Raw genomic sequence first — 25,428 nt, forward strand, 5'->3', positions numbered from 1 at the left:
GATGAACCTGTCGCGTCCGTTTATCTCCCGCCCGGTCGCCACCACGCTGTTGGCGATCGGCATCGCGCTGGCCGGGATTTTTGCGTTCACCAAGCTGCCGGTCGCGCCGCTGCCACAGGTCGACTTCCCGACCATTTCTGTGCAGGCCACGCTGCCGGGCGCGAGCCCGGACACGGTCGCGACCAGCGTCGCCAGTCCGCTCGAACGGCACCTCGGCTCGATTGCCGACGTCACCGAGATGACCTCGCAAAGCTCGGTCGGGCAGACGCGCATCACGATGCAGTTCGGCCTGAACCGCGACATCGACGGCGCGGCGCGCGATGTGCAGGCCGCCATCAATGCCGCGCGCGCGGATCTTCCGGCGAGCCTGCGCAGCAACCCGACATATCACAAGGTCAATCCGGCCGACGCGCCGATCCTGATTCTGGCGCTCACGTCGAAGACGCTGACCGCCGGCCAGTTGTACGACTCGGCGGCCACGGTGCTGCAGCAGTCGCTGTCGCAGGTGGACGGCGTCGGCGAAGTGGATGTGAGCGGCTCGGCCAATCCGGCCGTGCGTATCGAACTGGAGCCGCAGGCGCTGTTCCACTACGGCATCGGCCTGGAAGACGTGCGCGCGGCGCTCGCCGCCGCCAACGCGAACAGCCCGAAGGGTTCGATCGAGTTCGGCCCGAACCGCGTGCAGATCTATACCAACGACCAGGCGAGCAAGGCGTCGCAATACAAGGATCTGGTCATTGCCTATCGCAACGGCGCGGCGGTGAAGCTCTCCGACGTGGCTGAAGTGGTCGATTCGGTCGAAGACCTGCGCAACCTTGGTCTCTTCAACGGCAAGCGTTCGGTGCTGGTGATTCTGTACCGCCAGCCGGGCGCGAACATCATCGACACGATTGACCGCGTGATGGCGATGCTGCCGCAGTTGCATGCCTCGCTGCCCGCCGACGTCGACATCGCGCCAGCCTCCGACCGCTCCACTACGATCCGCGCGTCGCTGAAAGACACTGAGCGTACGTTGCTGATCGCGGTGGCGCTGGTGGTGATGGTGGTGTTCCTGTTCCTGCGCAACTGGCGCGCCACGCTGATTCCGAGCGTGGCCGTGCCGATCTCGATCATCGGCACGTTCGGCGCGATGTATATGCTGGGCTTTTCGATCGACAACCTGTCGCTGATGGCGTTGACGATCGCGACGGGCTTCGTGGTCGACGATGCGATCGTGGTGCTGGAAAACATCTCACGGCATATAGAAAACGGCGTGCCGCGCATGAAGGCTGCGTTCCTCGGCGCACGCGAAGTCGGCTTCACGGTGCTCTCCATCAGTATTTCGCTGGTCGCCGTGTTCCTGCCGATTCTGCTGATGGGCGGTATTGTCGGCCGGCTGTTCCGCGAATTCGCGCTCACCCTGTCGCTCGCGATCGGCGTGTCGCTCATCGTCTCGCTCACCTTGACGCCGATGATGTGTTCGCGCCTCTTGCGCGAGCCGCACGAGAAGCAGGAAGAAGGACGCTTCGGGCGCTGGCTGGAAGCGGGTTTCGCGCGGATGCATCGCGGCTATGAGCGCACACTCGGCTGGGCGCTGCTGCATCCGCGCCTGATCGTGACGATCCTGCTGCTGACGATCGGACTGAATGTCTGGCTATACATCATCGTACCGAAGGGTTTCTTTCCGCAGCAGGACACCGGGCGGTTGATCGGCGGCATCCAGGCCGATCAGAGCACCTCGTTCCAGGCGATGAAGGGCAAGTTTGCGGAGATGATGGAGATCGTCGGCAAGAATCCGGCGGTGGACAGCGTGGCCGGTTTCACCGGCGGCCGGCAGACCAACTCCGGCTTCATGTTCGTTTCGCTGAAACCGAAGAGCGAGCGCAAGCTATCCGCCGATCAGGTGATCCAGCAACTGCGCGCCCCGCTCGGCGATGTGGCAGGCGTACGGACGTTCCTGCAGGCGGTGCAGGACATTCGCGTCGGCGGCCGGCAGTCGAACGCGCAGTACCAGTTCACGCTGCTGGCCGATTCGACGCCGGACCTGTACCTGTGGGGACCGAAGCTCACTGAGGCGCTGCAGGCCCGCCCCGAACTCGCCGACGTGAATTCCGACCAGCAGCAAGGTGGCCTTGAATCGATGGTGACGATCGACCGCGCGAGCGCGTCGCGTCTTGGCATCCAGCCGGCGCAGATCGACAACACCTTGTACGACGCTTTCGGCCAGCGCCAGGTCTCGACGATTTACAACCCGCTGAACCAGTACCACGTCGTGATGGAAGTGGCGCCGAAGTACTGGCAGAGCCCGGACATGCTGAACCAGATTTACATCAGCACATCGGGCGGCAGCGCGAGCGGCGCGCAGACCACCAATGCGCCCGCGGGCACGGTGACGAAAGAAGCGACGACGGCGGGTTCAACGTCGGCGAGTGCGTCGACGGGCGGCACGGCGGGCACGACCGCCTCGAGCGCGGCGAGCATCGCCGCCGATTCCGCGCGCAATCAGGCGATCAATTCGATCGCCGCGAGCGGCAAGTCGAGTGCTTCGTCGGGTTCGGCGGTGTCGACCTCGAAGGAGACGATGGTGCCGCTGTCGGCGATCGCGAAGTTCGGGCCGGGCAATACGCCTTTGTCGGTGAATCACCAGAGCCAGTTCGTGGCCTCGACGATTTCGTTCAATCTGCCGCCGGGTGTGTCCTTATCGACGGCGACGCAGGCGATCTACGACACGATGGCGGAGATCGGTATGCCGGGCACGATCCACGGCAGTTTCCAGGGGACGGCTCAGGCGTTCCAGCAGTCGATGTCCGACCAGCCGATCCTGATTCTGGCTGCATTGGCGGCGGTGTATATCGTGCTTGGGATGTTGTATGAGAGCTATATTCACCCGCTGACGATTTTGTCCACGCTGCCCTCCGCGGGCGTGGGCGCGTTGCTGGCTTTGCTGCTGTTCAAGACTGAGTTCAGCATCATCGCGCTGATCGGGGTGATCTTGCTGATCGGCATCGTGAAGAAGAACGCGATCATGATGGTGGACTTTGCCATTGAAGCCTCCCGGCAGGGGTTGTCGTCGCGGGATGCGATTTATCAGGCTTGCTTGCTGCGGTTCCGGCCGATCATGATGACGACTTGTGCCGCCCTTCTTGGAGCGTTGCCGCTGGCCTTTGGGCGTGGGGAAGGGGCGGAGTTGCGGGCTCCGCTGGGGATTGCTATTGTGGGTGGGTTGATTGTTAGTCAAATGCTGACGCTGTATACCACTCCCGTGGTGTATCTCTATATGGATCGGATTCGGGTGAGGTGGGCGTCGAGGAAGGCTCGTAGAGGGGGTATGGCGGCTTCTTGATTCTTTTTTGCCTGCGCGGCGCTTTGTTGTCTGTTTGCCTGCGGCGTTGGGCTTTGCCTGGTTTTTTGCCTGCGCGGCGCTTTTTGGTTGTCTGCCTAGGGCGTTGGCCTTTCCTTGCATTCTTTTTGGTCTATTAGCGTTGCCCCTGTGCGGGGCGGCACCTACTTCTCTTTGCTGCTGCAAAGAGAAGTAGGCAAGAGAAAGCAGCTCACACCGCCAATTTTTAAGCGGGTCCCCCGCGCAGTCACGGTAGTGGTGCATCTGGAATCCGTGCCTTCGCACATTCAGCCCTGGTGACAAGGCATTCATACTTCCGGCGGCGCTGCGCGCACCGAAACGTACTTCACTAAACCACCCGCTACGGTTTCGCACTCGCGCGTCATTCGGCGCTTCGCCGAGGCAAAGCCGATGGCTCCCACCACGCGCAACCGAAGCCCCAGGTTTCCCTGGCAGACCCATCCGCGACGCACGCAGTGCGGAGTGGGAACTGATGAGCCCTTGGTCACTAGCGTCAAATGCGCGAGGGCACGGATTCCAGATGCACCACTACCGTAACTGCGCGGGGGGCCCGCTTAAAAATTGGCGGTGTGAGCTGCTTTCTCTTGCCTACTTCTCTTTGCAGCAGCAAAGAGAAGTAGGTGCCGCCCCGCACAGGGGCAACGCTAATAGACCAAAAAGAATGCAAGGAAAGGCCAACGCCGCAGGGCAACCAGACAAAAAGTGCCGCGCCGGCAAAAAAACCAGGCAAAGCCCAACGCCCTAGGCATACAACCCAAAAGCGCCCCGCAGGCAAAAAAACAACCCATCTTCAAAGCCTCTGCTCAACAGCAAGCAAAAAAATCCGCACCCATTGCTTAGCTTGCCGCTCGCCCAGCATGGGCAAAACCCACCCTTGGCGTTTAGCGTCTTTGACCTTCAAAGCGACCTGCCATTGAGCCCCATGGCCTTGCACCTCAGCCCCAAGCAGATCGGCAAAAATATAATCCCCCTGCTCGCCGCCAAGGCGAATCTCACATAGCCGCTTGCCGGCAGCAAGCCGAACCGACCCCCAGGTCCCTTTAACCTCATGAGTCCAATCGCCATCGCGAATATTGGGAGCGACTTCCTTCCGGCGCCGCCACCAATAAACACCCGCAGCAATCAAAAGCAAAACAACAAGAACAGCAACCCCAACAGCAACCGCCAAACCAAAAGCCGCCTGCAAGGCATAAAACGCCCGCACTGCGCCATACACCAGCGCGATCAGCGCAATCAATGCAACAACAATCGGCATCGCAAGCTCGCTAGTGAAAAAAATCAGCCTGGCACGGCGCAGCCCCAAATCTCGCAGCAAAAAACCATTGCGAAAAATGCGCAGCCGCACTTGGCAAAGCGTTACGGCTGCTTATGTGTCGCCACCCAATCCTTCACCGCCTTCAGCGTGTTCTCAACGTGCTTCTCCGGCGACAGGCTCGTGTACTCGTAAATGATTTTGCCGTCCGGCGCAATCACGTATGACACGCGATTGGCCATCGAGCTATGCATCGGCAAACCGGCGTCATAGGCGCCGATCACCTTCGAGTCCGCGTCCGCCGCCACCGGGAATTTGCTGCGGCATTCGCTCACCGAAAACTTCGTCAACGTGTCGATGTCGTCGTGCGACACGCCAATCACCGTCGCACCATATTTCTTGTACTCATCGACCGCGTCGGCAAACTCGTGAGCTTCAATCGTGCAGCCTTTCGTGAAAGCCGCCGGATAGAAATACAGCACCACCGGCCCTTTCTTCAGCTCGTCGGCAAGCGAATACGTGTAGGTCTTGCCGCCCAGCGAAGCCTGCGTGGTGAACGACGGCGCGGCATCGCCCGGCTTGAGCGTGGCCGAGGCCGTCAGCGAATGCATCGCGAAGCCGACCGACAAAACGGCGGCCAGTGCCACCGGTATGAATTTTCTCTTCATCTGCAGTCCCTCGAAGCGTTAATGCACGCGGTTCGCGCAATGAGCGGAAGGTCACGGGGTTCAGCCGAACCCAGCCGACCTCAAAACGCTATTGGACCACGTACAGACTAGATACGTCAGAACCCGCGCAAAGGATGCATCAGGCCGCTTCTTCGATATGCGCGCCAAACCATGCCGCAGCGGACAGATTCAGCTCCGCCAGCACCTCGGGCGTGAGCGCCACGAAGCCGGGCGGCGCATCGGACCCGGCTGCGATCAAGGCGGCATCGGCGCCCTCGCCGGCCGCTTCGGCAATCCGCAACAAGGTGCCGAGCGCCCCACTGCGCGCCACGATCGCATCACGGATCTGCGGCGCAAGGCCGAGTTTCTCGAGGACGGTCGCCGGCGTGCTGCCGACCACCACGTGGACCAGAGAAAAAATACCGGTCATGAAAGCGGCATCGGCAAAATCGTCATCGGACGGACGTAGCCAGCCGGCGGCCAATTCCATGAAGCGCGAGCGCGTGCCGGCCAGTTGCACCAGCGGATCTGCGCGCCACGGCAGATCGCCGCTGTCCGCGTACAGCAGCAGTTGTGCCCAGCGCGCGATCTGCCGCGTGCCGGTGGCGATGATGGCCTCGCGCAGCGACGCGATATTACGTCCCAAACCAAAGGCGCTCGAATTGACGAGGCGCAGCAATTGCACCACGACGCTGGGGTTCAGCTTGAGTTCCGCCTCGAGCTCGGCAATGCCGCCCTCGCGCGACAACAGCGCCAGCAAACGCAGCAGGCCGGGGCGCGGCGAGCGGTTGCGCGGCGCGGCCAGCACTTGCGGCCGCGCGAAGAAGTACCCCTGGAACAGATCGAAGCCGAGGTCGCGAGCCAGCGCAAAATCGTCGCGCGTCTCGATCTTCTCGGCGATCAGCGTCTTGCCATGGCTGCGTACCGTCGACGCCAGTTTGGCAAGCGCGGACCGCTCGGTCTGCAGGAAGTCAATCTTGACAATGTCGGCGTGCGGCAACGCGGCGAGCAGTTCGTCCGACAGTTCGCTTACATCATCGAGCGCCACCTGGAAGCCGGCACGGCGCAACTCGGTCAGCCGGCGGGCCAGATGGGCATCGAACTTGACGGTTTCGAGGATCTCGAGCACGAAGCGCTCGGGCGGCATCAGATGGACGATGTCGTTAAAGAGCAGCGAGCGGTCGATGTTGACGAAGCCGCGGTGCTGGCCCAGCACGGCCGCCACGCCGATCCCGCCGATCGCGCGGGCCACGACCTGTGCCGTGGCCTGGGCGTCATCGCTGACCTCGGCATAGTTATGCGCGCCGGCTCGAAACAATAATTCGTAGGCATGGAGCGCGCCATCGCGATCGAGAATCGGCTGGCGGCCCAGGTAGACGAACTGTGCTCCGGACGCCGGGTCGGCGTCTTCGGCACATTGCTCAAGCACCTCGACGTGCCGGGGGGTGGCCCTGACAAAGTGACGTTCAGACATGGATCATCGGTGCAAGTGTTCGGAAAGCTACGCAGCGACGTCATAGCCGACACTGCACAACGGGTTTGACCTGTTAACGGATGCGAAGCCGTTGCACTTTAACCGAATCGCTCCCGCGACGCCGCCGGGCCACGCAGCCACCTCCTTACCATTTGTTTTTTGCAGCGGGCGCTAAAGATTTCCCCGCGCGGGTCGTTATCTTGTTCTGATGGGGCGGCCTGATACCGCTTAACCGCCCAGACACGGCGGGCAGCAAGCCCCCCGCCTGCAGACGAATACAGGTTGCCAGCGACAAACATGGAAGCGAACAGGATCACCGCGCCCCGCCGGGGCTCCTTGCGCACGGTCATCGACCGGTTTCGCGCGTTCGGCCGCAGCGCCCACGGCAAACCGCAGCCGGGCGCGAGCCGCACGGCGCAACTGGAACAGGTGGTCGGCGCCGTCGACCTGCTGGCGCACGTCGATCAGGAACTGCGCTTCCTTTATGTTTCCGACGCCAGCCTGCGCTTCATCGGCTATCACCGCGAGTATCTCGAGACCATCACGCTGCACGATCTCGTGGCGCCCACCGACGTGCCACGCCTCGACGCGCTGCTGACGCGCGCCACCGCCACGGGCAACGTCGAGAAGGCCACGCTCGGTCTCATCAAGTCGCTGACCTACCCGATCACGGTCGAGCTGCGCGTGGTGCGCAGCAGCCACGACGGCGTCGACGGCTATGCGATCGCCGGCTTCGACGTGTCGGCCTGGCGCGCCACCGAGGAACGCCTGACCCAGGCGCTGCACCTGGACCGCCTGACCAACCTGGCTAACCAGCCGGCGCTGATCCCCGCCCTGCTCGACGCGCAACAGCAAGCCGACGCGCACGGCACGCCGGCCGCCCTGCTGCTGCTCGACCTCGACGACTATCAGCGCGTGAACCGCGCGCTCGGCTACGATGCCGGCGACGAGATGCTGCGCGACACCGCACGGCGCATACTGAACATGACGAGCCCGAGCGAGACGGTTGCGCGCGTCGCCAGCGACGAGTTCGCGATCCTCGTCAAACCTGCCGCGAACCGCACCGACGCGGCCGCCGCGGCCGAAGCGCTGGCCCGCCGCCTGCTGACCGCGATCCAGCAACCGTATGTCTTCAACGGCCAGCAGGTCCATCTGTCGGCAAGCATCGGCATTGCGCTCTACCCTGACGTGCGCCACGCCAACGACGACGCCGCCCACGACACGCACCTGCTGCGCTGGGCCGACCATGCCTTGCTGCAGGCCAAGGCGGCCGGCGGCAACACGCTCGCCTTCTACGTACCGGACGACAATCCCGCCGACGCCGAGCGCCTGAAGCTGGAGGCCGACCTCTACGACGGCGTGCGCAACGGCGAGTTCTCGCTACACTTCCAGCCGATCACGAGCAGCCGCACGCATGGGGTCGTCGGTGTCGAAGCGTTGATCCGCTGGTCGCATCCGGTGCACGGCCTCGTTCCTCCTTCGATGTTCATTCCGCTCGCGGAGTCGATCGGCCTGATCAACTTCCTCGGCAACTGGGTCTTGAAGGTTGCCTGCATGCAGTTGATCCAGTGGGACGCGCAGGGCATCTCATTGCAATACGTCGCCGTCAACGTGTCGCCGCAGCAGTTCCGCGACCCGCGTTTCAAAGACTCCGTGCGCGAAGCGATCGAATTGACGGGCATCGATTCCCGCCGCCTCGTGTTCGAGATCACCGAAAGTCTGCTGATGCACGACCCGGCACACGCTAAGGGTTTGCTCGAAGAATTGACCGCGATGGGCATCCGTTTTGCCGTCGACGACTTCGGCACCGGCTATTCGAGCCTGGCTTACCTGCAACGATTCCCCTTGGCCAAGCTCAAGATCGACAGGAGTTTTGTCGAGAATCTGCTAACCTCCCGGAACGATCAGGCAATCGTTAGCGCGGTCGTCGGACTCGCACAAACACTCGATCTCGAACTGGTTGCCGAGGGCGTCGAAACGGAAGCACAACGCGCCCTGCTCACCGAGATGGGATGCGACCATATTCAGGGGTGGCTCGTCTGCAAGGCGTTGCCCTCCGACGAACTCGCACAGCGTTTCGAAGCGCGCACGCTTCACCTGCACACCGCATAGCGATGCAGGCGAAACTCATGCGCAGCGGAAGATGCCGGCCAGGAGCCGGTGTGGCACTCATTGGAACATGTATGGCTTTGGCGGGACTCACATGGTAAAGGCGGCGGTGCTCGACCGGCTCTGGACGCGAATGAGCGAGCGCGGCGATTTCCCGATGCTGTCGCAGTCGCTGCGCACCACCATGGCGGCGATGAACAACGACGACCTCGACTTCACCGGCCTCGTGCAGGTCGTGCTGTCGGATTTCGCGTTGACGCAAAAAGTGCTGCGGCTTGCCAACTCGGCCATGTACATGGCGTTCGGCGGCAACATCACCACCGTGTCGCGCGCACTGATGGTGCTCGGCATGGATGCGGTCGGCCATCTGGTGGTCGGCCTGAAAATCGTCGATCACTTTCATCACAGCGCGCCGCGCCGCATCGACGCGAAACTCGAATTGAACCGCACGCTGCTGTCGGGCTGCGTCGCGCGCAAGCTGACCGAACGCGGCGATCTGCGCGCCGGCGAAGAAGCCGTGGTCTGCACACTGATGCGGCAGATCGGCAAGCTGCTGGTGGTGTTCTATCTCGACGCCGAGTGGGATCAGATCCGCCGGCACATCGAAGACGGCACAGTCGAAGCCGATGCCTGCGTGCTGGTGCTCGGCGTCACGTTCGACGAAATCGGCGCGGAAGCGGCCGTGCGCTGGCGTCTGCCCGACATGATCCGTTCCGGCATGGGCGAGTTCGATCCGCTGGACGTCGAGCAACCGCGCCAGGTGCAGTGGCTGCGCGCCATCACCAACTATTCGACCGCGGTTGCGGACGTGCTGACCCAGCAGAACATGCCGGACTGGGAGCGCGAAGAGCGCATCGCCGAACTGGCGCAGGAATACAGCCACGCACTGAATACCGACCCGGACGTGCTGCATCAGATGAGCGTCGCGCTCGCCCGCGAAGAAGGCGGCGATGGCGTGATGGCCGAGATCGTCGAGTTGCGCGCCAATGCGGACGCGATCGCGCGCGAGGCGCTCAATCCGGAAGCGCGCATCGCGGCGGGGGTGGGAGATCTACGCGGCCTGCCCGAGGGCAGCGCGCTCGCGCCGGCGCTGGCGCTGGCTGCGGAAACCGTGCTGGCAGCGCTCGGCTTTGCGCGCACGGTGGTGTTCGTCAAGCACAGCAACGGCACGTTCAAGGCGCGCCTCGGACTCGGTCCGAAGATCGATGCGGCGCTGCCGAGGCTCACCTTTAACACCGCGTTCGAGCCCGACGTGTTTCATCTCGCGATTGCGAACTCGGTCGGTATTTTCATCGAGAACGCACGCGACCCGAAGATGGTCGCGCGATTACCGGAATGGTTCCGACGTTCGTTCGACGATGCCCGCGCCTTCGTGCTGCTGCCGGTAGTCGACGAAACCGATCAGACGGTGGCGCTGTTATATGGCGACTGGTCTCATACTCAGGAGCCACGCCGGATATCGCAGAAGGAAATGAGCGCGTTGAATGAACTGGCCAAGGAGTTAGGACGTTTTTTCGGCTTGGGGCAGATGCGGGAAATGGAGACGATGTGAAGACGTGGCGTGATCGTTGATCACGGCGCTTCACGCTCACCGGTTTTGTATTTGCCCTAAGTCACGAATCCCAGATGTAGAGAGGCCGGCATGCACAGCATGCCGGCCTCTGATTCAAACCTCAAACCTGCCCCTCAATCCTCAATCCGCTCCAACCCTTCCGCACTCCGATCCGCAACCCCGGCCCAGGCCCCCGCCGCCAGCCCCAGCAACGCGATCTCCTCCACCGTCAACGGCTGCAAGCGCGCACACAAGGCATCGAGCTCATCCCATGCCCCGCGCTCGAGCGCTTCAACCGCCGTCAGCAGCAACCCCAACACACCCTGTCGATGCAAGATGCCCGCCTGAATCGGCCGCGACAACGTCAGCACATTCAGCGTGCTCTCGAGCGAGCCGCCGAACACCGCATCGACGAACGAGAACACGCCGGTCAGAAACGCCGCATCGGCTTCGTCACGCCCCGCTTCGGGCAAACGCTCAATTGCCAGTTCCATAAAGCGCGCGCGGGTCGCCGCGAGTTGCAGCAACGGATCGTCTTCCAGCGCAACCTTGCGGCCATCCGCATACAACAGCAACTGCGTCCAACGCGCGATCCGATTCGTACCGGTCGCGTTGATCGCTTCGCGCAGCGTCGTGACCTTATGGCCGACTGCCAGGCCACTCGAATTCGCGAGCTTCATCAAGTGCATGACCAGCACCGGATTCAGCTTGAGTTCAGCTTCGAGTTGCGCGACGGTCGGGTCGCCTGACAACAGTTGCAGCAGATTCAGCAAGGCATGCCGCGGCGCACTGACACGCCGCGTCGTCGAGGTCTGCGCACGCGCGAAGAAGTAGCCCTGGAAACGGTCGAAACCGAGTTCATGCGCCGCTTCGAAATCGGTCTGTGCATCGAGACCCAACGCGATCAGCAGCTTGCCCGCGGACTTCAGCACGCTCGTCAATTTGGGCAACAGCGCTTTCGACGCACGCGTGAAATCGATCTTGACGACTTCCGCATAGGGCAACAGCTTCGCAAACGTCTCGTCGGGCTGTGTCACCTCGTCGAGTACGAAGCGATAGCGCCGGCCGTGCAATTGAACGATACGGGCAATCAGCGCATCGTCGATTTCAATCGACGGTGACAGTTCGAGCATGAAACGGTCAGCCGGCAGATGCAGGATCGAGTCGTCGAACAGCATCTCCCGGCTTACGTCGACGTAAGCCGGATGCCCGGTGAGCGCGCCGCGTACATTGCTTTGGATCAGGCCACGAACAATGGCTCGCACCACCTGTTGCGCGGGATCGGGCGCGCGGCCCGGCGCGGCGCCGGCATCCGCAGTCGAATCGTCAGCACGCCCCGCGACCGAGGCCGCGTCAGCTTCGGCGCTCGCGGGCAACGCCGGCGCGCGCACTTTGATCTCATAGCCGCACAGCATGCCGTCCCGATTTAGAATCGGCTGACGCGCGAAGCTGGCATTCAGTTGCGCATCGTCCGCAGCACCCGTCTGGCTCGGATTCTCGATTGCGATGGTGGTCATTCTGCTCCCCCGCTAAGCGCCGCCCCGGCGCTTCCTGCTGTATTTTGGTTTTCGCTGCACCGGCAGCGTGCGCCCAAGCCTCTGAGGCCCGTGGCGCCTGCGGTGCGCTTGGCGATTTTAGCGCAGGCCGTTGCGCGCGGACATGTCAACGCCGCAATATCTCGAAATAATTGGTTGCCCGTCTCGCTGAAGACAAGGAAAGAATCGACGATACTCTTGTGCAGTGCAGAAGCGTTCCACCACCCGCCTTTAACCACTAAGGAAAATCATGGACGTCAAAAGCGTGCTGTCAAATGCCTTCGCGATGCCGATCACGAGCCCGGCGTTTCCGATGGGTCCGTATCGTTTCGTCGATCGGGAATTCCTGATCATCACCTACCGCACCGATCCGGACAAACTGCGTGCCGTGGTGCCTGAGCCGCTCCAGATCGGCGAGCCACTCGTGCACTACGAATTCATTCGCATGCCGGATTCGACCGGATTCGGCGATTACACGGAAAGCGGCCAGGTGATCCCGGTGTCGTACAACGGGGTGGCAGGCGGCTACACGCACGCCATGTATCTGGACGACCATCCGCCGATCGCCGGCGGCCGTGAACTGTGGGGTTTTCCGAAGAAGCTCGCCAACCCGGTGCTCCAGGTGCACACGGATACCCTCGTCGGAACACTCGATTACGGCCCAGTGCGCATTGCTACTGCCACGATGGGCTACAAGCATCGGCAGCTGGATCTCGCGCAGCAGCAGAAACGCATGGAAACGCCGAACTTCCTGCTCAAGGTCATTCCGCACGTGGACGGCACGCCGCGCATTTGCGAACTGGTGCGCTACTACCTGCAGGACATCACCCTCAAGGGCGCATGGACGGGTCCCGCCTCGCTCGAACTGGCACACCACGCGCTGGCGCCGGTCGCCGATTTGCCGGTGCTCGAAATCGTCGAGGCACGCCATCTTGTTGCCGATCTGACGCTGGGACTCGGTGAGGTCGTGTTCGATTATCTCGACCAGCCTGAGGCCAACTCTCGCTAATCGACTGTCGTGGTGCAGCGTGCGCGACGCACATGAAGCAATACGCCAGGCACGCGTCATACAGACGGCGCTTCAAAAGCGCCAAAAATGCAAACGGCCGCATCAGCGGCCGTTTGCATCAAGCAAAACCAATCAGGCGAGACACACAAGGCCTTACTTCAGCACAACCTTCACGTCGAAGTACTTCGCGGCGAAGCGGTCGATCGTGCCGTCGGCCTTCAGTTCCTTGAGCGCCTGGTTCAACGCGTCCTTCAGCGCCTTGTCGCCCTTGCGGATACCGAAGCCCACGCCCGCGCCGAGCAGCTTCTCGTCGGTGACGGCCGGGCCGGCGAATTCGAAGCCTGCGCCTTGCGGCTTCTTCAGGAAGCCCTTCGAAGCCGCTTCCGCGTCCTGGAACGCGGCGTCCAGACGGCCCGACGCGAGGTCGGCGTAAATCTGGTCCTGCGTCTGATACGGCACGACGTCGACGCCGGCCGGGGCCCAGTGCGCCTTCGCATAGGTTTCCTGGATCGTGCCTTGCAGCACGCCGACGTGCTTACCCTTGAGCGAGGCCGGCGTAGGCAGCAGGCCGCTACCCTTCTTGGCGATCATCTGATTCGGGATCGTGTAGATCGGATCGGTGAAGTCAATGGCCGCGCGGCGCTGTTCCGTGATCGTCATGTCCGAGTTGATCGCGTTGAACTTGCGCGCCTGCAACGCCGGAATCAGGCCGTCGAACGAATTCTCGACCCACACGCATTTCGTCTTCAGCTTCGCGCACACAGCATTGCCGACGTCGATATCGAAACCTTGCAGCTCGCCCGACGGCGACTTCGATTCGAACGGCGCATACGACGCCTCGACTCCGAAGCGCACTTCCTTGATATCCGCAGCCGACGCGGAGCCAGCCGTTACCGTTGCCGTCGCGAACAGCGCGAGCGCGGCCATGTTTCGCCAATTCATCTTCATTACGGGTGTTCCTCTACGGTATTGAATAAGACGGAGCCGAATCCGGGTCAGCATGATTGCCGCGCCAAAATTGCGATTCAAACTCGTGCGGCCGGTGTGGTGCAGCGCAACAGCCGCGAGGGCGCGATTGTACAGGCTTCGAAACGCACGCCTGGCGGGCGCGGGCAAGCGGCTCGTTCACGCGGCATCGAATCGATGCCCAGCGAAGGTGCAAATTCGCGTCGCGTTCAGGCAACACGGAGGATGAATCAATGAGGTGAAGCGGTGTGGCACTAGACGAGTCGTGCCAGCGTATCCTCGGTGGTCTCGACCACCAGCAAACCCGCGCGCAAGCCTGGCTTGACCGTTGCGTTCGGAAACACGAGGCGTTCCTCATCGTGACGCACGGCGTAGCGATAGTCGCCGTCGCGTGCGAGCACAGTGTCCTTCACGAAGGGCGTGAAATTCGGCACATCGGCCGCGACCAGTAATTCGAATGCGTCGCTTTGCTTGGTGAGCTGGTCGATCACGGTGAACACGCGCGGCATCGCCGCGGGCACGTTGCCGTTCTTTGTGCCGGCCAGCAGATGGCGCAGCGCTTCGTCCGCGCCGGCGAAACGCGTCAGATCGTTCTGACCGAACGGGCGCACCTTGCCGAGTTCGAGCGTACAGGCTTCGGCGCCACATGCCTGCGCGGTGAAGTGCGAGTACGTGTTGCCCTTGGTCGTATGAAGCAGCACCGCGCTGATGTGCGCTTCGCCGAGCCATTCGAACATTCCGCGCGAAAGCGGCTTGCCGGTATGCGGCAACAAGGCGAATTGCTCGAACGCCGAAGGGCGGATCGCGGTATGCATGTCGACGTGCCAACGGGCGCCGGGCTCGTCCGACGCAGCGGCGAAGAAGCGCATCGCCGCCTGTTCCAATGCCGCGGCACGTGGTGCTTCGTGGCTGTGTGGCAGCTGCGTATGACGTCCGCTAAAGAGGCGGTTCAGATCGTCATCGCGATACCGGCACGCGTCGCGCATGGCGTCGACGTTGCCGAGAATCACCAGTAAGCGGCAGGTCAGCGCGGCGCTACCTTGTGCGATATCGCGCACGAGATACGACAGCAGTTCGATCGGCGCGGTTTCGTCGCCATGCACGCCGGCTGAAGCGAGCACGCTGCGAGCGCCCTTCTCCAGCGCCGTGGGCTCGAGTTGCAGAACACCATCGTCGAGCCACGACCAGCGCACGTCACTGTTGGGACGCACGCCCTGCGTTTCCTGCGCGCCAGGCCGCGTGCCTGCCAGCGTGTAGGCAAGAAAATCGTCGAGTAGCGAAACCGGCACGCCGTGCTCAGCGCTGGAAGTCATACAGCGAGCCCAGACCGAGAATCTGCGTCAGTTCATCGAGCGCAGTGCGCGACTCGGCGAGCAATTGCGGATCGGTCAGATCGGACGGTGCGAGACGATCGCGATAGTGCTTTTCGATCCACGTGTCGAGGCGGCCGAACAGGTTGTCGTTGATCCACACACCAGGCGTCACCGCCGCACGCTCCGCGTCGTTCAACACCACACGCAGACGCAGACATGCTGGACCACCGCCGTTCTTCATGCTTTCGCGCAGATCGAAGACCAATACGTCGTCGATCGGGCCGGTGTGCGAGGTCAGATCGTCCAGATAGGCGCCCACGCGCGCGTTCTCGCGACATTCCTGCGGCACCACCAGTACCTGCTTGCCGTCCGGGCGCGTCAGCAACTGGCTGTTGAACAGGTACGACGTGACCGCGTCGGACACGCTCACCTGAGCGTCGGGCACTTCGATCACGTTGAACTCGGCCTTCAGCCCCGAAAGCTTCGTGCGCAGTTCGTCGTAGACCCCGTTCTGTTCGACAAACGCGAGTTGATGGCAGAACAGCGTATTGCGATTGCCGACCGCGATTACGTCGTTGTGGAACACGCCCGCGTCGATCACGTCGGGGTTCTGCAGTGCGTACACCGTAGCCGCTTCTTTCAGACCGTGACGATGCGCGACCGCGCGGCTCGCCTCGAACGTCTGACGCGCGGGAAAACGCTTCGGCTCCGGTCCGCGGCGATATTCGCTGCGACCATAGACGAAGAATTCGACGCCATGTGTGCCGTATTCCGAGCAAAAACGCGTGTGGTTCGCCGCACCTTCGTCGCCGAGTGCCGGCGTGCCGGGCAGTGCTTCATGCACCGCGAAACGATCGGCGTCGCTGAAAATGGCGCGCAGCGTGCGGCGCGTCGATTCATGCTCGATCGCGCGATGCAGCTTGCTGCACAGATTGGCCGGCGTGAAATGCACACGGCCGTCGTGCGTGTCGGCCGACGGACTCACCGTGGCCGCATTCGCGGTCCACATCGCCGAAGCCGAACTCGCCGCGGCCAGCAACTCGGGCGCGTCTTTGGCAACGCGTGCGATCACCGTCGCGTCGTCGCCCGAAAAGCCGAGTTCACGCAAGAGACGCATCGAAGGACGCTCCTGCGGCGGCAGCACGCCTTGATGAAAGCCGAGATCGGCCAACTGCTTCATCTTGCGCAGGCCCTGCTTCGCGGCTGCTTTGGGATTCGCAACCGACTTCTCGTTGTTCTGCGACGCGACGTTGCCGAACGAGAGCCCCGCGTAATTGTGGGTCGGGCCGACGAGACCGTCGAAATTGGCTTCAGTGGCTTGCATCGTCGATCCTTAGAATTGAAGGCCCGGCGAGACGCTCGCGGGCATTTGCAGTTGCGCGCTTTCGACGGACGCCATCGGATACGCGCAGTAGTCGGCCGCGTAGAACGCGCTCGGCCGGTGGTTGCCCGAGCGCCCCGGGCCACCGAACGGCGCGCCCGACGATGCGCCGTTAGTCGGCCGGTTCCAGTTGACGATGCCCGCGCGAATGGTGCGCTGGAAATGCGTCCACAGTGCTTCGTCGTCGGCGAGCAGGCCGGCTGAAAGGCCGAATTCGGTATCGTTGGCTTTGTCCAGCGCTTCGTCGAATGTGCTGTAGCGAATGATCTGCGCCAGCGGTCCGAAATGCTCTTCGTCCGGCAGGTCCTTCACGGCGGTTACATCGAGAATCGCGGGCGTGACGAAGCCGAGTTCCGGATCGCGCTGCTCCATTTTCAGCAGCGCTTTCGCGCCGTCGGCCAGCAGACGCTCTTGCGCCGCGACCAGACGCGAAGCCGCACGCGCGGAAATCACCGCGCCCATGAACGGCTGCGGATCGGCGTTGTATTCGCCCACGCTGATACGCGAAGTCACTTCGGTCAGGCGTTCCACGAAGCGGTCGCCAAACGCGTCGTTCGGCACCAAAATGCGGCGCGCACAGGTGCAACGCTGCCCTGCCGACAGAAACGCCGACTGAATCGTGTGATGCACGGCGGCGTCGACATCCGCCACGGGTCCGATCACGAGCGGATTGTTGCCGCCCATCTCCAACGCGAGGACGATCTCCGGGCGGCCGCCGAACTGCTTGTGCAGCAATGTTCCGGTATCCGAACTACCCGTGAAGAACAGGCCGTCGATCTGCCGGTGGTTGGCGAGCGCAATACCCGTCTCTTTCTCGCCTTGCACGAGGTTCAGCACGCCAGCGGGCAAGCCTGCATCGTGCCAGATCTGCACAGTAAGCTTAGCCACGCCCGGCGCGAGTTCGGACGGTTTGAACACCACCGCATTGCCCGCGATCAGCGCCGGCACGATATGCCCGTTCGGCAGATGCCCCGGGAAGTTATACGGCCCGAACACCGCGACCACGCCATGCGGACGATGCCGAAGCACGGCAGTGCCGTCAGCCATCGGCGAACGCTTTTCACCAGTGCGCTCGTTGTAGGCCTGAATCGAAATCTCGACTTTCGCCGCCATCGAAGCCGCTTCAGTGCGCGCTTCCCACAGCGGCTTACCCGTCTCGCGGCCGATCGCTTCGGCAAGCGCTTCCTTGCGTTCCGTCACGAGCGCGGCGAAGCGGCGTACCACGCCGCAACGTTCGTCGAGACTCAGCGCCGACCATGCGGAGAATGCACGGCGTGCGCTGCGCACCGCCTGGTCGACGTCGGCCGCCGAAGCGCTGTTGCCTTCCCAAACCGTCGCGCCCGTACCCGGGTTGCGCGACGCGAATGCGGGTCCTGTGCCGGCGGCCCATTCGCCGTCGATGAAAAGCTCGCTCATGATCATCCTTGTTTGTGTTTCAGCGGCAGCACCCGCACCGGGTCGCCTGCCTTGACGTCGAGCGCGGCCGCTTCGGCTGCGCTCATGCGGAACACGCCGTCTCGCGGCACGCCCGCGGCCACGCCCACGCGAAAATCGCCCAACGACGTATTCGATACCATCGAACGCGGTGCATCCTGCGGGGCGCCCACAGGCACATCGGCGATTTCCACCCGCGCCAGCACGCTCTCGCGCACGGTGCGCAAGTCGGCGATATGGCATTCGAGCACCGGGCCCGCGTCGAAGATATCGACGTGATTCTCGTAGCGCAGCCCCTCGGATTCGAGCATGCGGCGCGCCGGAATCGTGTCGTTATGCGTCAGGCCGACGCATTCCTGCGCTTCTTCCGGCAACAGTTCGACATACACCGGATAACGCGGCATCAGCTCGGCGAGAAACGCCTTGCGGCCGTGCGAGCTCAGATAGTCCGCCGCGTTGAAATCGATCTGGTAGAAATGCGAGCCCACCGCGCGCCAGAACGGCGAGGTGCCTTCCGCGTCGAAATGGCCGCGCAATTCCGCGCACAACCGCTGCGGGAAACGCTCGCGGAATTGCGCAAGAAACATGAAGCGCGAACGCGACAGCAAACCGCCGACGCCGCTCGTGCGATAACGCGGGCTCAGGAACAGCGAGCACACTTCGGCATAACCCGTGAGGTCATGCGAAATGTTCAGCGCGCGCATGCGCGTCCAGATGCCGAGGTCCTGGCTCGCGTGCACGACCGTGCTCACGCGGTAGTTGTAGAACGGCTGCTGGAGGCCGACCGACGTTTCGATCCCGCATACGCCGGCCACGTCGCCGGTGTCGGTATCTTCCATCACGAAGAAGTAGCCGGCTTCGTGCGGCTCGGCCTTGTCTTCCATTGTGCGGCGCGCACGTTCAACGCGCGCCGCGAGTGCATCGCGATCCGGCTTGAACGTGGTGAGACCGGGACCGGTCTCCTGCGCGAGCCGCATGAGCGCATCCACATCGCCTCGTTGCACAACGCGAACGACGATCATTGTGCGTCTCCCGAAAATTCTTCCTGATGCGGCTGGTGCAAGGGCACGCAGCGTACCGTGTCGCCCTCCGTCACGCCGAGCGCGGCACGCGCCGCATGCGACAACGACGCGCCAGTTGTTTTACCGCCGACCAAGGTCCCGAGCACGCAGCGAAACTCGCCGTCCGCACCGTTATGCGCGATCAGATAGGTCGAGCCGTCGGCAGCCGTGCCGGCCTCGCGCACCACACGTGTTTCATTGCGCGTCACACAGGCGCTGCGATCGACCTGCGCGGTCAACACCGGGCCCGCGTCGAAAATATCGATGAAGCGATCCGTCTCGAAGCCTTCTTCGAGGTGAATCTCATACGCGAGCAGCGCCTTCGAATCCGGCTCGCCGAGCACGCGCTGAGCCGCTTCCGGCAGCAACGGCACATAGATCGGATAGGTCGGCATCACTTCGGCGATAAAGGTGCGGCTGCGGCCACCCGATTCGATTTCGATGTCGGCGAAATTGCGGCCGAAAAACTTGCGCCCCACCGCTTCCCAGAACGGCGACACGCCCGAGTCGTCGGTGACGCCAAGCAGCAGCGAGAACACCTCAGGCGTGAAGCGCTTGCGATTCGCGGCGATATACATCATCCGCGCCCGCGACATCAGATGCGCGGCCGCATCGCCACGCAGCGACGGGTCGATGTAAAAGCCCGCAAGCCGGCTCTTGCCAGTCAGTTCATGCGACATGGTCAGCGCGTGAATCTTGCGGTTCACGTGCAACTCACGCGACGCATGAATCAGCGCGTCATTGCGAAACGCGTAGAACGGGTCCGAATAACCGGCGGCGGCGACGATGCTCGCCGTGCCCATCAGCTTGCCGCTCTGCGCATCCTCGAGCACGAACAGATAGAACTCCTCGCCCGGAAAATCGACATCCGCGCGAAACGAGTCTTCCGACAACGCGACGCGCGCTTCGAGCGCACGCCGGTCGTGCGGCAGCGAATGCAGCACCGGTTGCGCTGTGCGCGCCATATGTTCGAGCGCATCGAGATCGGCGAGGCGGCCGGGGCGTACGAAGAGCATCATCGTTCCTGTTGAATGTGACGCATGATCCAGTGCTTTAGCTCAGTGTCGTGATTCACTTCGACGCGGCTTCAGTCTTTGCGCCGACGATCTCTTCGATAGCCTTCGCCAGACGCGCGAAACCTTCGTACATATCGTCGAGCGGCATGACCAGCGACGGCACGAAACGCAGCACGTCCGGGCCGGCCATCAACATGATCACGCCGTGCTGACCCGCGGCCGTGACGAAATCCTTCGCGCGGCCCTTGAACGCATCGGTCAATTCCGCACCGATCAACAGACCCTTGCCACGCACTTCCGTGAACAGACCAAAGCGTTCGTTGAGCTTCGCGAGTTGGCCCTTCAATGCGTCGCTGCGAGTACGCACGCCTTCGAGCACCTTCGGATCGCTGACCAGCTCGACCACCTTCTCGGCGATCGCCGCGCCCAACGGATTGCCGCCGTAGGTCGTGCCATGCACGCCGACCTTGAAGTGCGCGGCCAGTTCGTTGGTGGTCAGCATCGCGCCGATCGGGAAACCGTTGCCGAGCGCCTTCGCGGTGGTCAGGATGTCCGGCGTCACGCCGGTATCCTGGTACGCGTAGAAGTGACCGCTGCGGCCCACGCCCGTTTGTACCTCGTCGAAAATCAGCAGTGCGCCGTGCTGATCGCAGGCTTCGCGCAGTGCCTTCAGAAACGCCGGATCGGCCGGGATCACGCCGCCCTCGCCCTGGATCGGCTCGACGATCACCGCGCAGGTCTGCGCGCCGATCGCTTTCTTTGCGGCTTCGATGTCGTTGTACGGCAGATGGGTGATGCCGGCCGGCACCGGGCCAAAACCTTCCGAATATTTCGGCTGGCCGCCGACGCTCACGGTAAAGAACGTGCGGCCGTGGAACGACTGGGTGAACGAGATGATTTCGACCTTATCGGCGCCATGGCGCTCGAACGCGACGCGGCGTGCCAGCTTCAAAGCCGCTTCGTTCGCTTCCGCGCCCGAGTTGGCGAAGAATGCACGGTCGGCGAAAGTCAGGTCTTCGAGGCGTTTGGCGAGACGCAGCACCGGCTCGTTGGTGTAGCCGTTACCGATGTGCCACAGCTTGCCGCCCTGCTCGTGCAGAACTTTCAACAGTTCAGGATGCGCATGACCGAGTGCGGTGACGGCGATACCGCCGGCGAAGTCGATATAGTCGCGGCCTTCCGTATCCCAGACGCGTGAGCCGAGACCGCGATCCGGCACGAAGGCGGCGGGCGAAAACACCGGCACCATCACTTCGTCGAAGGTCTGGCGTGTCACAGTCAGGTCGTTCATGGCAAATCCTCGTTACAGGTGAGAGGTAATACACGTAGTGTAGGAAACCGCACGCGATACGTCTTGCGCATACGCGACGCTTTCTATGAGCTTCCGGGCGGAAATGTCGCGTGCGGGTCGCAAAACGTGCGCTTCCCGGCCTGCTTATTCCGCCTGGTCGGGCCGTTCGATCAACGCGGCCGGTCGCGGCTCACTGGCCGCGGTGCCGGTCGCGCCGGTCTGCTTGTCGATCCAGTTACGACGATCCTCGCGTGGTGTGACACCAAAGCGTTCGCGGTACGCGTTGGAAAAGTGCGCCGCCGACGAAAAACCGCACGCGAGACTGATCTGCACCACCGATTTGCTGGTGCGCTGCAATTGCGTGCGCGCTTTCGAGAGCCGCAGGCCGAGATAGTATTTGGACGGCATCGAGCCGAGATACTGACGGAACAGGCGCTCCAACTGACGCCGCGAGACACCGACAAGACCCGCAATTTCGTCGGTCGTGAGCGGGTCTTCGATATTCGCTTCCATCAGCATCAGCGCATCGTTCAGACGCGGATGGCGCTCGCCCGGCGCGGTCACGAACGGAATACGTTGACGCTCTTCGCCCGCGCGCAATACGCCGACGCCAAGCGTATCGGCAATCCGGTCCGCCAACTCCGGCCCGTGATCGCGGCCGATCATCGCCAGCATGAAGTCGACAGTCGCCTGACCGCCCGCGCAGGTTGCACGATCGCGGTCGATTTCGAAGATCTGTTGAGTGACGATCGAGCGCTCGAACTGCTCGGAGAACTGCTGATAGGTTTCCCAGTTGACGCTCACACGATAGCCGGACAACTGCCCTGCCATCGCCAGCCACCAGACGCCGTGATGAATGCCGGTGACGAGCGGCGTACGCTGCCCGACGCGCGAAAGACTCGCGAGAAAGAGGCGATAGTCGGCGAATTGCTGGAACCGTTCGCTGACGATGATCAGCCAGTCGCACGAAATCGCATCACCGAAGGCGGCATCGGCCGGCCATTGCGCGCCGCCCGACAAAGGCACCGCGCGGCCGTCCCACGAACAGACCTGCACGCGGTACAGCGCCCGGCCGTCGATTTCGTTGGCGAGATTGAGCGCGTCGACAATCGGCCCGACGCCCGACATCGACACCGGCGGCAATGCGACGATTGCGACCTGCGTGGTGCGAGCCGGGTTGGACGTGCGAGCCATCACTTAGCGGTAAAACGCGAGCCGCGCGTTACTTCAGGCTGCCGGACAGGAACTGCTTGAGCCGCTCGCTGCGCGGCGTGGTCAACACCTCGGCGGGCAAGCCCTCTTCTTCGGTGCGGCCCTGGTGCAGGAACATCACATGATTCGACACGTTGCGCGCGAAACCCATTTCGTGCGTGACGACGATCATCGTACGGCCTTCTTCGGCGAGCTTCTGCATGACCTTCAGCACTTCGCCGACCAGTTCCGGATCGAGTGCGGAGGTGGGCTCGTCGAACAGCATCACGTCGGGGTTCATCGCCAGCGCGCGCGCAATGGCGACGCGTTGCTGCTGCCCGCCCGACAGGTGCGACGGATACTGTTTTTCCAGACGCGGTGCGAGACCCACCTTCTCGAGATATTCACGCGCACGCTCTTCGGCTTCGCGACGCGACATGCCGAGCACATGAATCGGCGCTTCGACGATGTTTTCGATCACATTCATGTGCGCCCACAAATTGAAGTGCTGGAACACCATCGCGAGTTTCGTGCGGATGCGTTGCAGCTGCTTGTGATCGGCCACTTCCAGATTTCCGGCGCGGTCGGCTTTGGTTTTAACCATTTCGCCGTCGACGACGATCTGCCCCGCGTTCGGCCGCTCCAGAAAATTGATGCAGCGCAGGAAGGTGCTCTTACCCGATCCGCTCGCGCCGATGATGCTGATCACGTCACCCTTGTTCGCGTTGAGCGACACGCCCTTGAGCACTTCATTGTCGCCGTAGCGCTTGTGGATGTCCTGAACGGCGAGCTTGCAAGCTTCGGTTTGAGTCGTGTGGAGCAAGATGCTCTCCCTTTGAAAATACGGATCAATCTTGGTGACGGCGCGAGCCAGCCGCGCCGCTCTATCGAAACATGCCTGCTCAGTGCGTGCGCACCGCCAGGTAACCCAGCCAGTGACGCTCGGCGCGGCGGAACAGGGCCACCAGCGCGAACGACACCACCAGGTAAATCAGCGCCGCGAGGCCGAACGCATCGAACGACTGATACGTGGCGGAATTCGCATCGCGCGCTACCTTCAGGATGTCCGGCACCGTGGCTGTGAACGCGACCGTGGTGGCGTGCAGCATCAGGATCACTTCGTTACTGTACAACGGCAGCGCCCGGCGCAGCGCGGACGGTATCACAATGCGGCGGTACATCGTGAACCAGCTCATGCCGTAGGCGCGGGCCGCTTCCACTTCACCATGCGAAGTCGAACGGATCGCGCCGGCGAAAATCTCGGTGGTGTACGCGCAGGTGTTCAGTGCGAAGGCGAGAATCGCGCAGTGAAAACCGCTGCGGAAAAACGCGTCGAGCAACTGATGCGAGCGCACGAATTCCAGGCTGTACATGCCGGTGTAGATCAGCAGCAGTTGCACGTACAACGGCGTGCCGCGAAACACGTAGGTGTAAAGACGCACCGGCGTCGACAGCCAGCGTTTCTTCGAGACGCGCGCCACGGCGAGCGGAATCGACACGAAAAAGCCGATCCCGATCGACGCTACCAGCAGCCACAGCGTGACTGCCAGACCGGACATGCGCTGACCGTCCCAGTAGAGGAATGCGCGCCAGAATTGATTGAGAATATCGATCATGGTCTTAGAGCTCCGCGTGGCGCACGCCGATCGAATAGCGCTTTTCCAGCCAGATCAGCACGAGGTTCGACGCGGTGGTGATCGCCAGATAGATCAGCGCGGCGACCAGAATGAAGAAGAACATATTGAAGGTGCTCTTGCCGGCGTCCTGCGCGGCTTTGACGACATCGGCGAGGCCGATGATCGACACCAGCGCCGTGGCCTTGACCAGCACCTGCCAGTTATTGCCGATGCCCGGCAGCGCGAAGCGCATCATCTGCGGAAACAGGATGCGCGTGAACACGCGCGCACCGCTCATTCCGTAGGCGCTGCCTGCTTCGAGCTGACCGCGCGGCACGGCGAGAAACGCGCCGCGGAAGGTTTCGGTGAAGTATGCGCCGTAGATGAAGCCGAGCGTCAGCACGCCTGCCACGAACGGATCGATATCGAACTGCGGCAGATTGAGTGCGTCGGTGAGATTGTTGACCGCGATCTGGATGCTGTAGAACAGCAGCAGCATCAGCACGAGGTCGGGCACGGAGCGGATTAGCGTCGTATAGCCGGTTGCGATCATCCGTAGCGGCCGGTTGAATGAGAGTTTCGCCGCTGCGCCCGCGAGGCCGAGCAGCACAGCGGCTGCTAGCGACAGGACGGACAACTCGATCGTCTGGATCGTGCCGGCCAGCAACACCGGACCAAAGCCGTAAAGGAACACGCGTGTCTCCATCCAGGATTTATTGAGGATGTCATGGATGGGGGCGGGTTATGCCTGCCCGACTCATCCGGCATGGCGCGGAGTCTCGCAAGCGGAAATTAATTTCTCAAAGGGACGGCGAATGTATGCTGCGATGCAGCAATGGGGTGTTTGCCGCGGCTCGGCGCTTGTAGGGCTTGGTTTTGTGGGGGGTATGGTTTTGTAAGGTGCAGGGTGCGCTGCGAGCGCTGGGGCGATTTAGCAAGTTTTGAGTCGCTTTTTTGATAGCCTGCGGTGAGGGGTGTTTGGATGTTTGCCTACGGCGGTGGGGTTTGCCTGGGTTTTTTGCCTGCGCGGCGCTTTTTGGTTGTTTGCCTAGGGCGTTGGCCTTTCCTTGATCTGTTTGCCTGCGCGGCGCTTAGTGTCTGTGCTTTTATGGTGTTGGCCTTTCCTTGCATTCTTTTTGGTCTATTAGCGTTGCCCCTGTGCGGGGCGGCACCTACTTCTCTTTGCTGCTGCAAAGAGAAGTAGGCAAGAGAAAGCAGCT

Annotated in this window: 19 protein-coding genes; 4 read left to right on the plus strand and 15 right to left on the minus strand. The window is 62.5% G+C overall.

What is annotated here, in order from left to right:
* The first annotated feature begins 1 nt into the window (after nucleotide 1).
* Nucleotides 2–3,322: an efflux RND transporter permease subunit gene (locus KHO31_RS32745; RefSeq protein WP_211625217.1), complete on the plus strand. Its 3,321-nt coding sequence runs from the start codon at nucleotides 2–4 to the stop codon at nucleotides 3,320–3,322.
* 808 nt (nucleotides 3,323–4,130) lie between these two features.
* Here the strand turns inward: KHO31_RS32745 and KHO31_RS32750 are convergent.
* The 3 genes from KHO31_RS32750 to KHO31_RS32760 all read right to left on the minus strand — a co-directional run bounded on the left by KHO31_RS32750 (nucleotide 4,131) and on the right by KHO31_RS32760 (nucleotide 6,734).
* Nucleotides 4,131–4,595 (minus strand): hypothetical protein, encoded by a 465-nt coding sequence (locus KHO31_RS32750; protein WP_201075647.1) that lies wholly within the window; start codon nucleotides 4,593–4,595, stop codon nucleotides 4,131–4,133.
* Nucleotides 4,596–4,696: 101 nt separating this feature from the next.
* Nucleotides 4,697–5,260, minus strand: a complete 564-nt coding sequence (locus KHO31_RS32755) for a peroxiredoxin (protein WP_201075294.1) — start codon at nucleotides 5,258–5,260, stop codon at nucleotides 4,697–4,699.
* 139 nt (nucleotides 5,261–5,399) lie between these two features.
* Nucleotides 5,400–6,734, minus strand: a complete 1,335-nt coding sequence (locus KHO31_RS32760) for an EAL and HDOD domain-containing protein (protein WP_201075296.1) — start codon at nucleotides 6,732–6,734, stop codon at nucleotides 5,400–5,402.
* 297 nt (nucleotides 6,735–7,031) lie between these two features.
* Between KHO31_RS32760 and KHO31_RS32765 the strand changes: the two genes are divergently transcribed.
* Nucleotides 7,032–8,846, plus strand: coding sequence for a putative bifunctional diguanylate cyclase/phosphodiesterase (locus KHO31_RS32765; RefSeq protein WP_201075298.1), 1,815 nt, complete (start codon nucleotides 7,032–7,034; stop codon nucleotides 8,844–8,846).
* A 91-nt stretch (nucleotides 8,847–8,937) separates the two neighbouring features.
* Entirely contained in the window at nucleotides 8,938–10,395 is a 1,458-nt protein-coding gene (locus tag KHO31_RS32770; RefSeq protein WP_201075300.1) for an HDOD domain-containing protein, read from the plus strand.
* Between the two features lie 134 nt (nucleotides 10,396–10,529).
* Here KHO31_RS32770 and KHO31_RS32775 read toward each other — a convergent pair whose 3' ends face one another.
* Nucleotides 10,530–11,912, minus strand: a complete 1,383-nt coding sequence (locus tag KHO31_RS32775) for an EAL and HDOD domain-containing protein (RefSeq protein WP_201075302.1) — start codon at nucleotides 11,910–11,912, stop codon at nucleotides 10,530–10,532.
* Between the two features lie 268 nt (nucleotides 11,913–12,180).
* Here KHO31_RS32775 and KHO31_RS32780 point away from each other — a divergent pair, with 268 nt between their 5' ends.
* Nucleotides 12,181–12,939, plus strand: a complete 759-nt coding sequence (locus KHO31_RS32780) for an acetoacetate decarboxylase (protein ID WP_201075304.1) — start codon at nucleotides 12,181–12,183, stop codon at nucleotides 12,937–12,939.
* 153 nt (nucleotides 12,940–13,092) lie between these two features.
* Here KHO31_RS32780 and KHO31_RS32785 read toward each other — a convergent pair whose 3' ends face one another.
* The 11 genes from KHO31_RS32785 to KHO31_RS32835 form a co-directional block, all read right to left on the minus strand.
* Nucleotides 13,093–13,887 (minus strand): ABC transporter substrate-binding protein, encoded by a 795-nt coding sequence (locus KHO31_RS32785; RefSeq protein ID WP_201075306.1) that lies wholly within the window; start codon nucleotides 13,885–13,887, stop codon nucleotides 13,093–13,095.
* Between the two features lie 272 nt (nucleotides 13,888–14,159).
* A complete protein-coding gene (gene astE / locus KHO31_RS32790; protein WP_201075308.1) occupies nucleotides 14,160–15,218 on the minus strand; it encodes a succinylglutamate desuccinylase in 1,059 nt (352 codons plus the stop codon).
* Nucleotides 15,202–16,542 (minus strand): N-succinylarginine dihydrolase, encoded by a 1,341-nt coding sequence (astB, locus tag KHO31_RS32795; protein WP_211625219.1) that lies wholly within the window; start codon nucleotides 16,540–16,542, stop codon nucleotides 15,202–15,204. Before astB ends, astE begins: the two co-directional genes overlap by 17 nt.
* Nucleotides 16,543–16,551: 9 nt before the next feature.
* Nucleotides 16,552–18,015: a succinylglutamate-semialdehyde dehydrogenase gene (gene astD, locus KHO31_RS32800; RefSeq protein WP_201108283.1), complete on the minus strand. Its 1,464-nt coding sequence runs from the start codon at nucleotides 18,013–18,015 to the stop codon at nucleotides 16,552–16,554.
* A 2-nt stretch (nucleotides 18,016–18,017) separates the two neighbouring features.
* Nucleotides 18,018–19,055 (minus strand): arginine N-succinyltransferase, encoded by a 1,038-nt coding sequence (gene astA / locus KHO31_RS32805; RefSeq protein ID WP_201075311.1) that lies wholly within the window; start codon nucleotides 19,053–19,055, stop codon nucleotides 18,018–18,020.
* Nucleotides 19,052–20,110, minus strand: a complete 1,059-nt coding sequence (gene aruF / locus KHO31_RS32810; RefSeq protein ID WP_201085863.1) for an arginine/ornithine succinyltransferase subunit alpha — start codon at nucleotides 20,108–20,110, stop codon at nucleotides 19,052–19,054. Before aruF ends, astA begins: the two co-directional genes overlap by 4 nt.
* 55 nt (nucleotides 20,111–20,165) lie before the next feature.
* Nucleotides 20,166–21,401, minus strand: a complete 1,236-nt coding sequence (locus KHO31_RS32815; RefSeq protein ID WP_201075312.1) for an aspartate aminotransferase family protein — start codon at nucleotides 21,399–21,401, stop codon at nucleotides 20,166–20,168.
* 144 nt (nucleotides 21,402–21,545) lie between these two features.
* A complete protein-coding gene (locus KHO31_RS32820) occupies nucleotides 21,546–22,595 on the minus strand; it encodes a GlxA family transcriptional regulator (protein ID WP_201085839.1) in 1,050 nt (349 codons plus the stop codon).
* Nucleotides 22,596–22,623: 28 nt separating this feature from the next.
* Entirely contained in the window at nucleotides 22,624–23,415 is a 792-nt protein-coding gene (locus KHO31_RS32825) for an ABC transporter ATP-binding protein (protein WP_054043063.1), read from the minus strand.
* Nucleotides 23,416–23,494: 79 nt separating this feature from the next.
* The gene (locus KHO31_RS32830; RefSeq protein WP_201075315.1) at nucleotides 23,495–24,208 is read right to left on the minus strand and encodes an ABC transporter permease; all 714 of its coding nucleotides are present in this window, start codon (nucleotides 24,206–24,208) and stop codon (nucleotides 23,495–23,497) included.
* Nucleotides 24,209–24,212: 4 nt separating this feature from the next.
* Complete coding sequence (locus KHO31_RS32835) at nucleotides 24,213–24,902, minus strand: ABC transporter permease (RefSeq protein ID WP_201075317.1); 690 nt, start codon at nucleotides 24,900–24,902, stop codon at nucleotides 24,213–24,215.
* Nucleotides 24,903–25,428 lie beyond the last annotated feature (526 nt).

Origin of the sequence: Paraburkholderia domus (assembly GCF_905220705.1) — a bacterium.
In the GTDB taxonomy this organism is placed as follows: Bacteria; Pseudomonadota; Gammaproteobacteria; order Burkholderiales; family Burkholderiaceae; genus Paraburkholderia; species Paraburkholderia domus.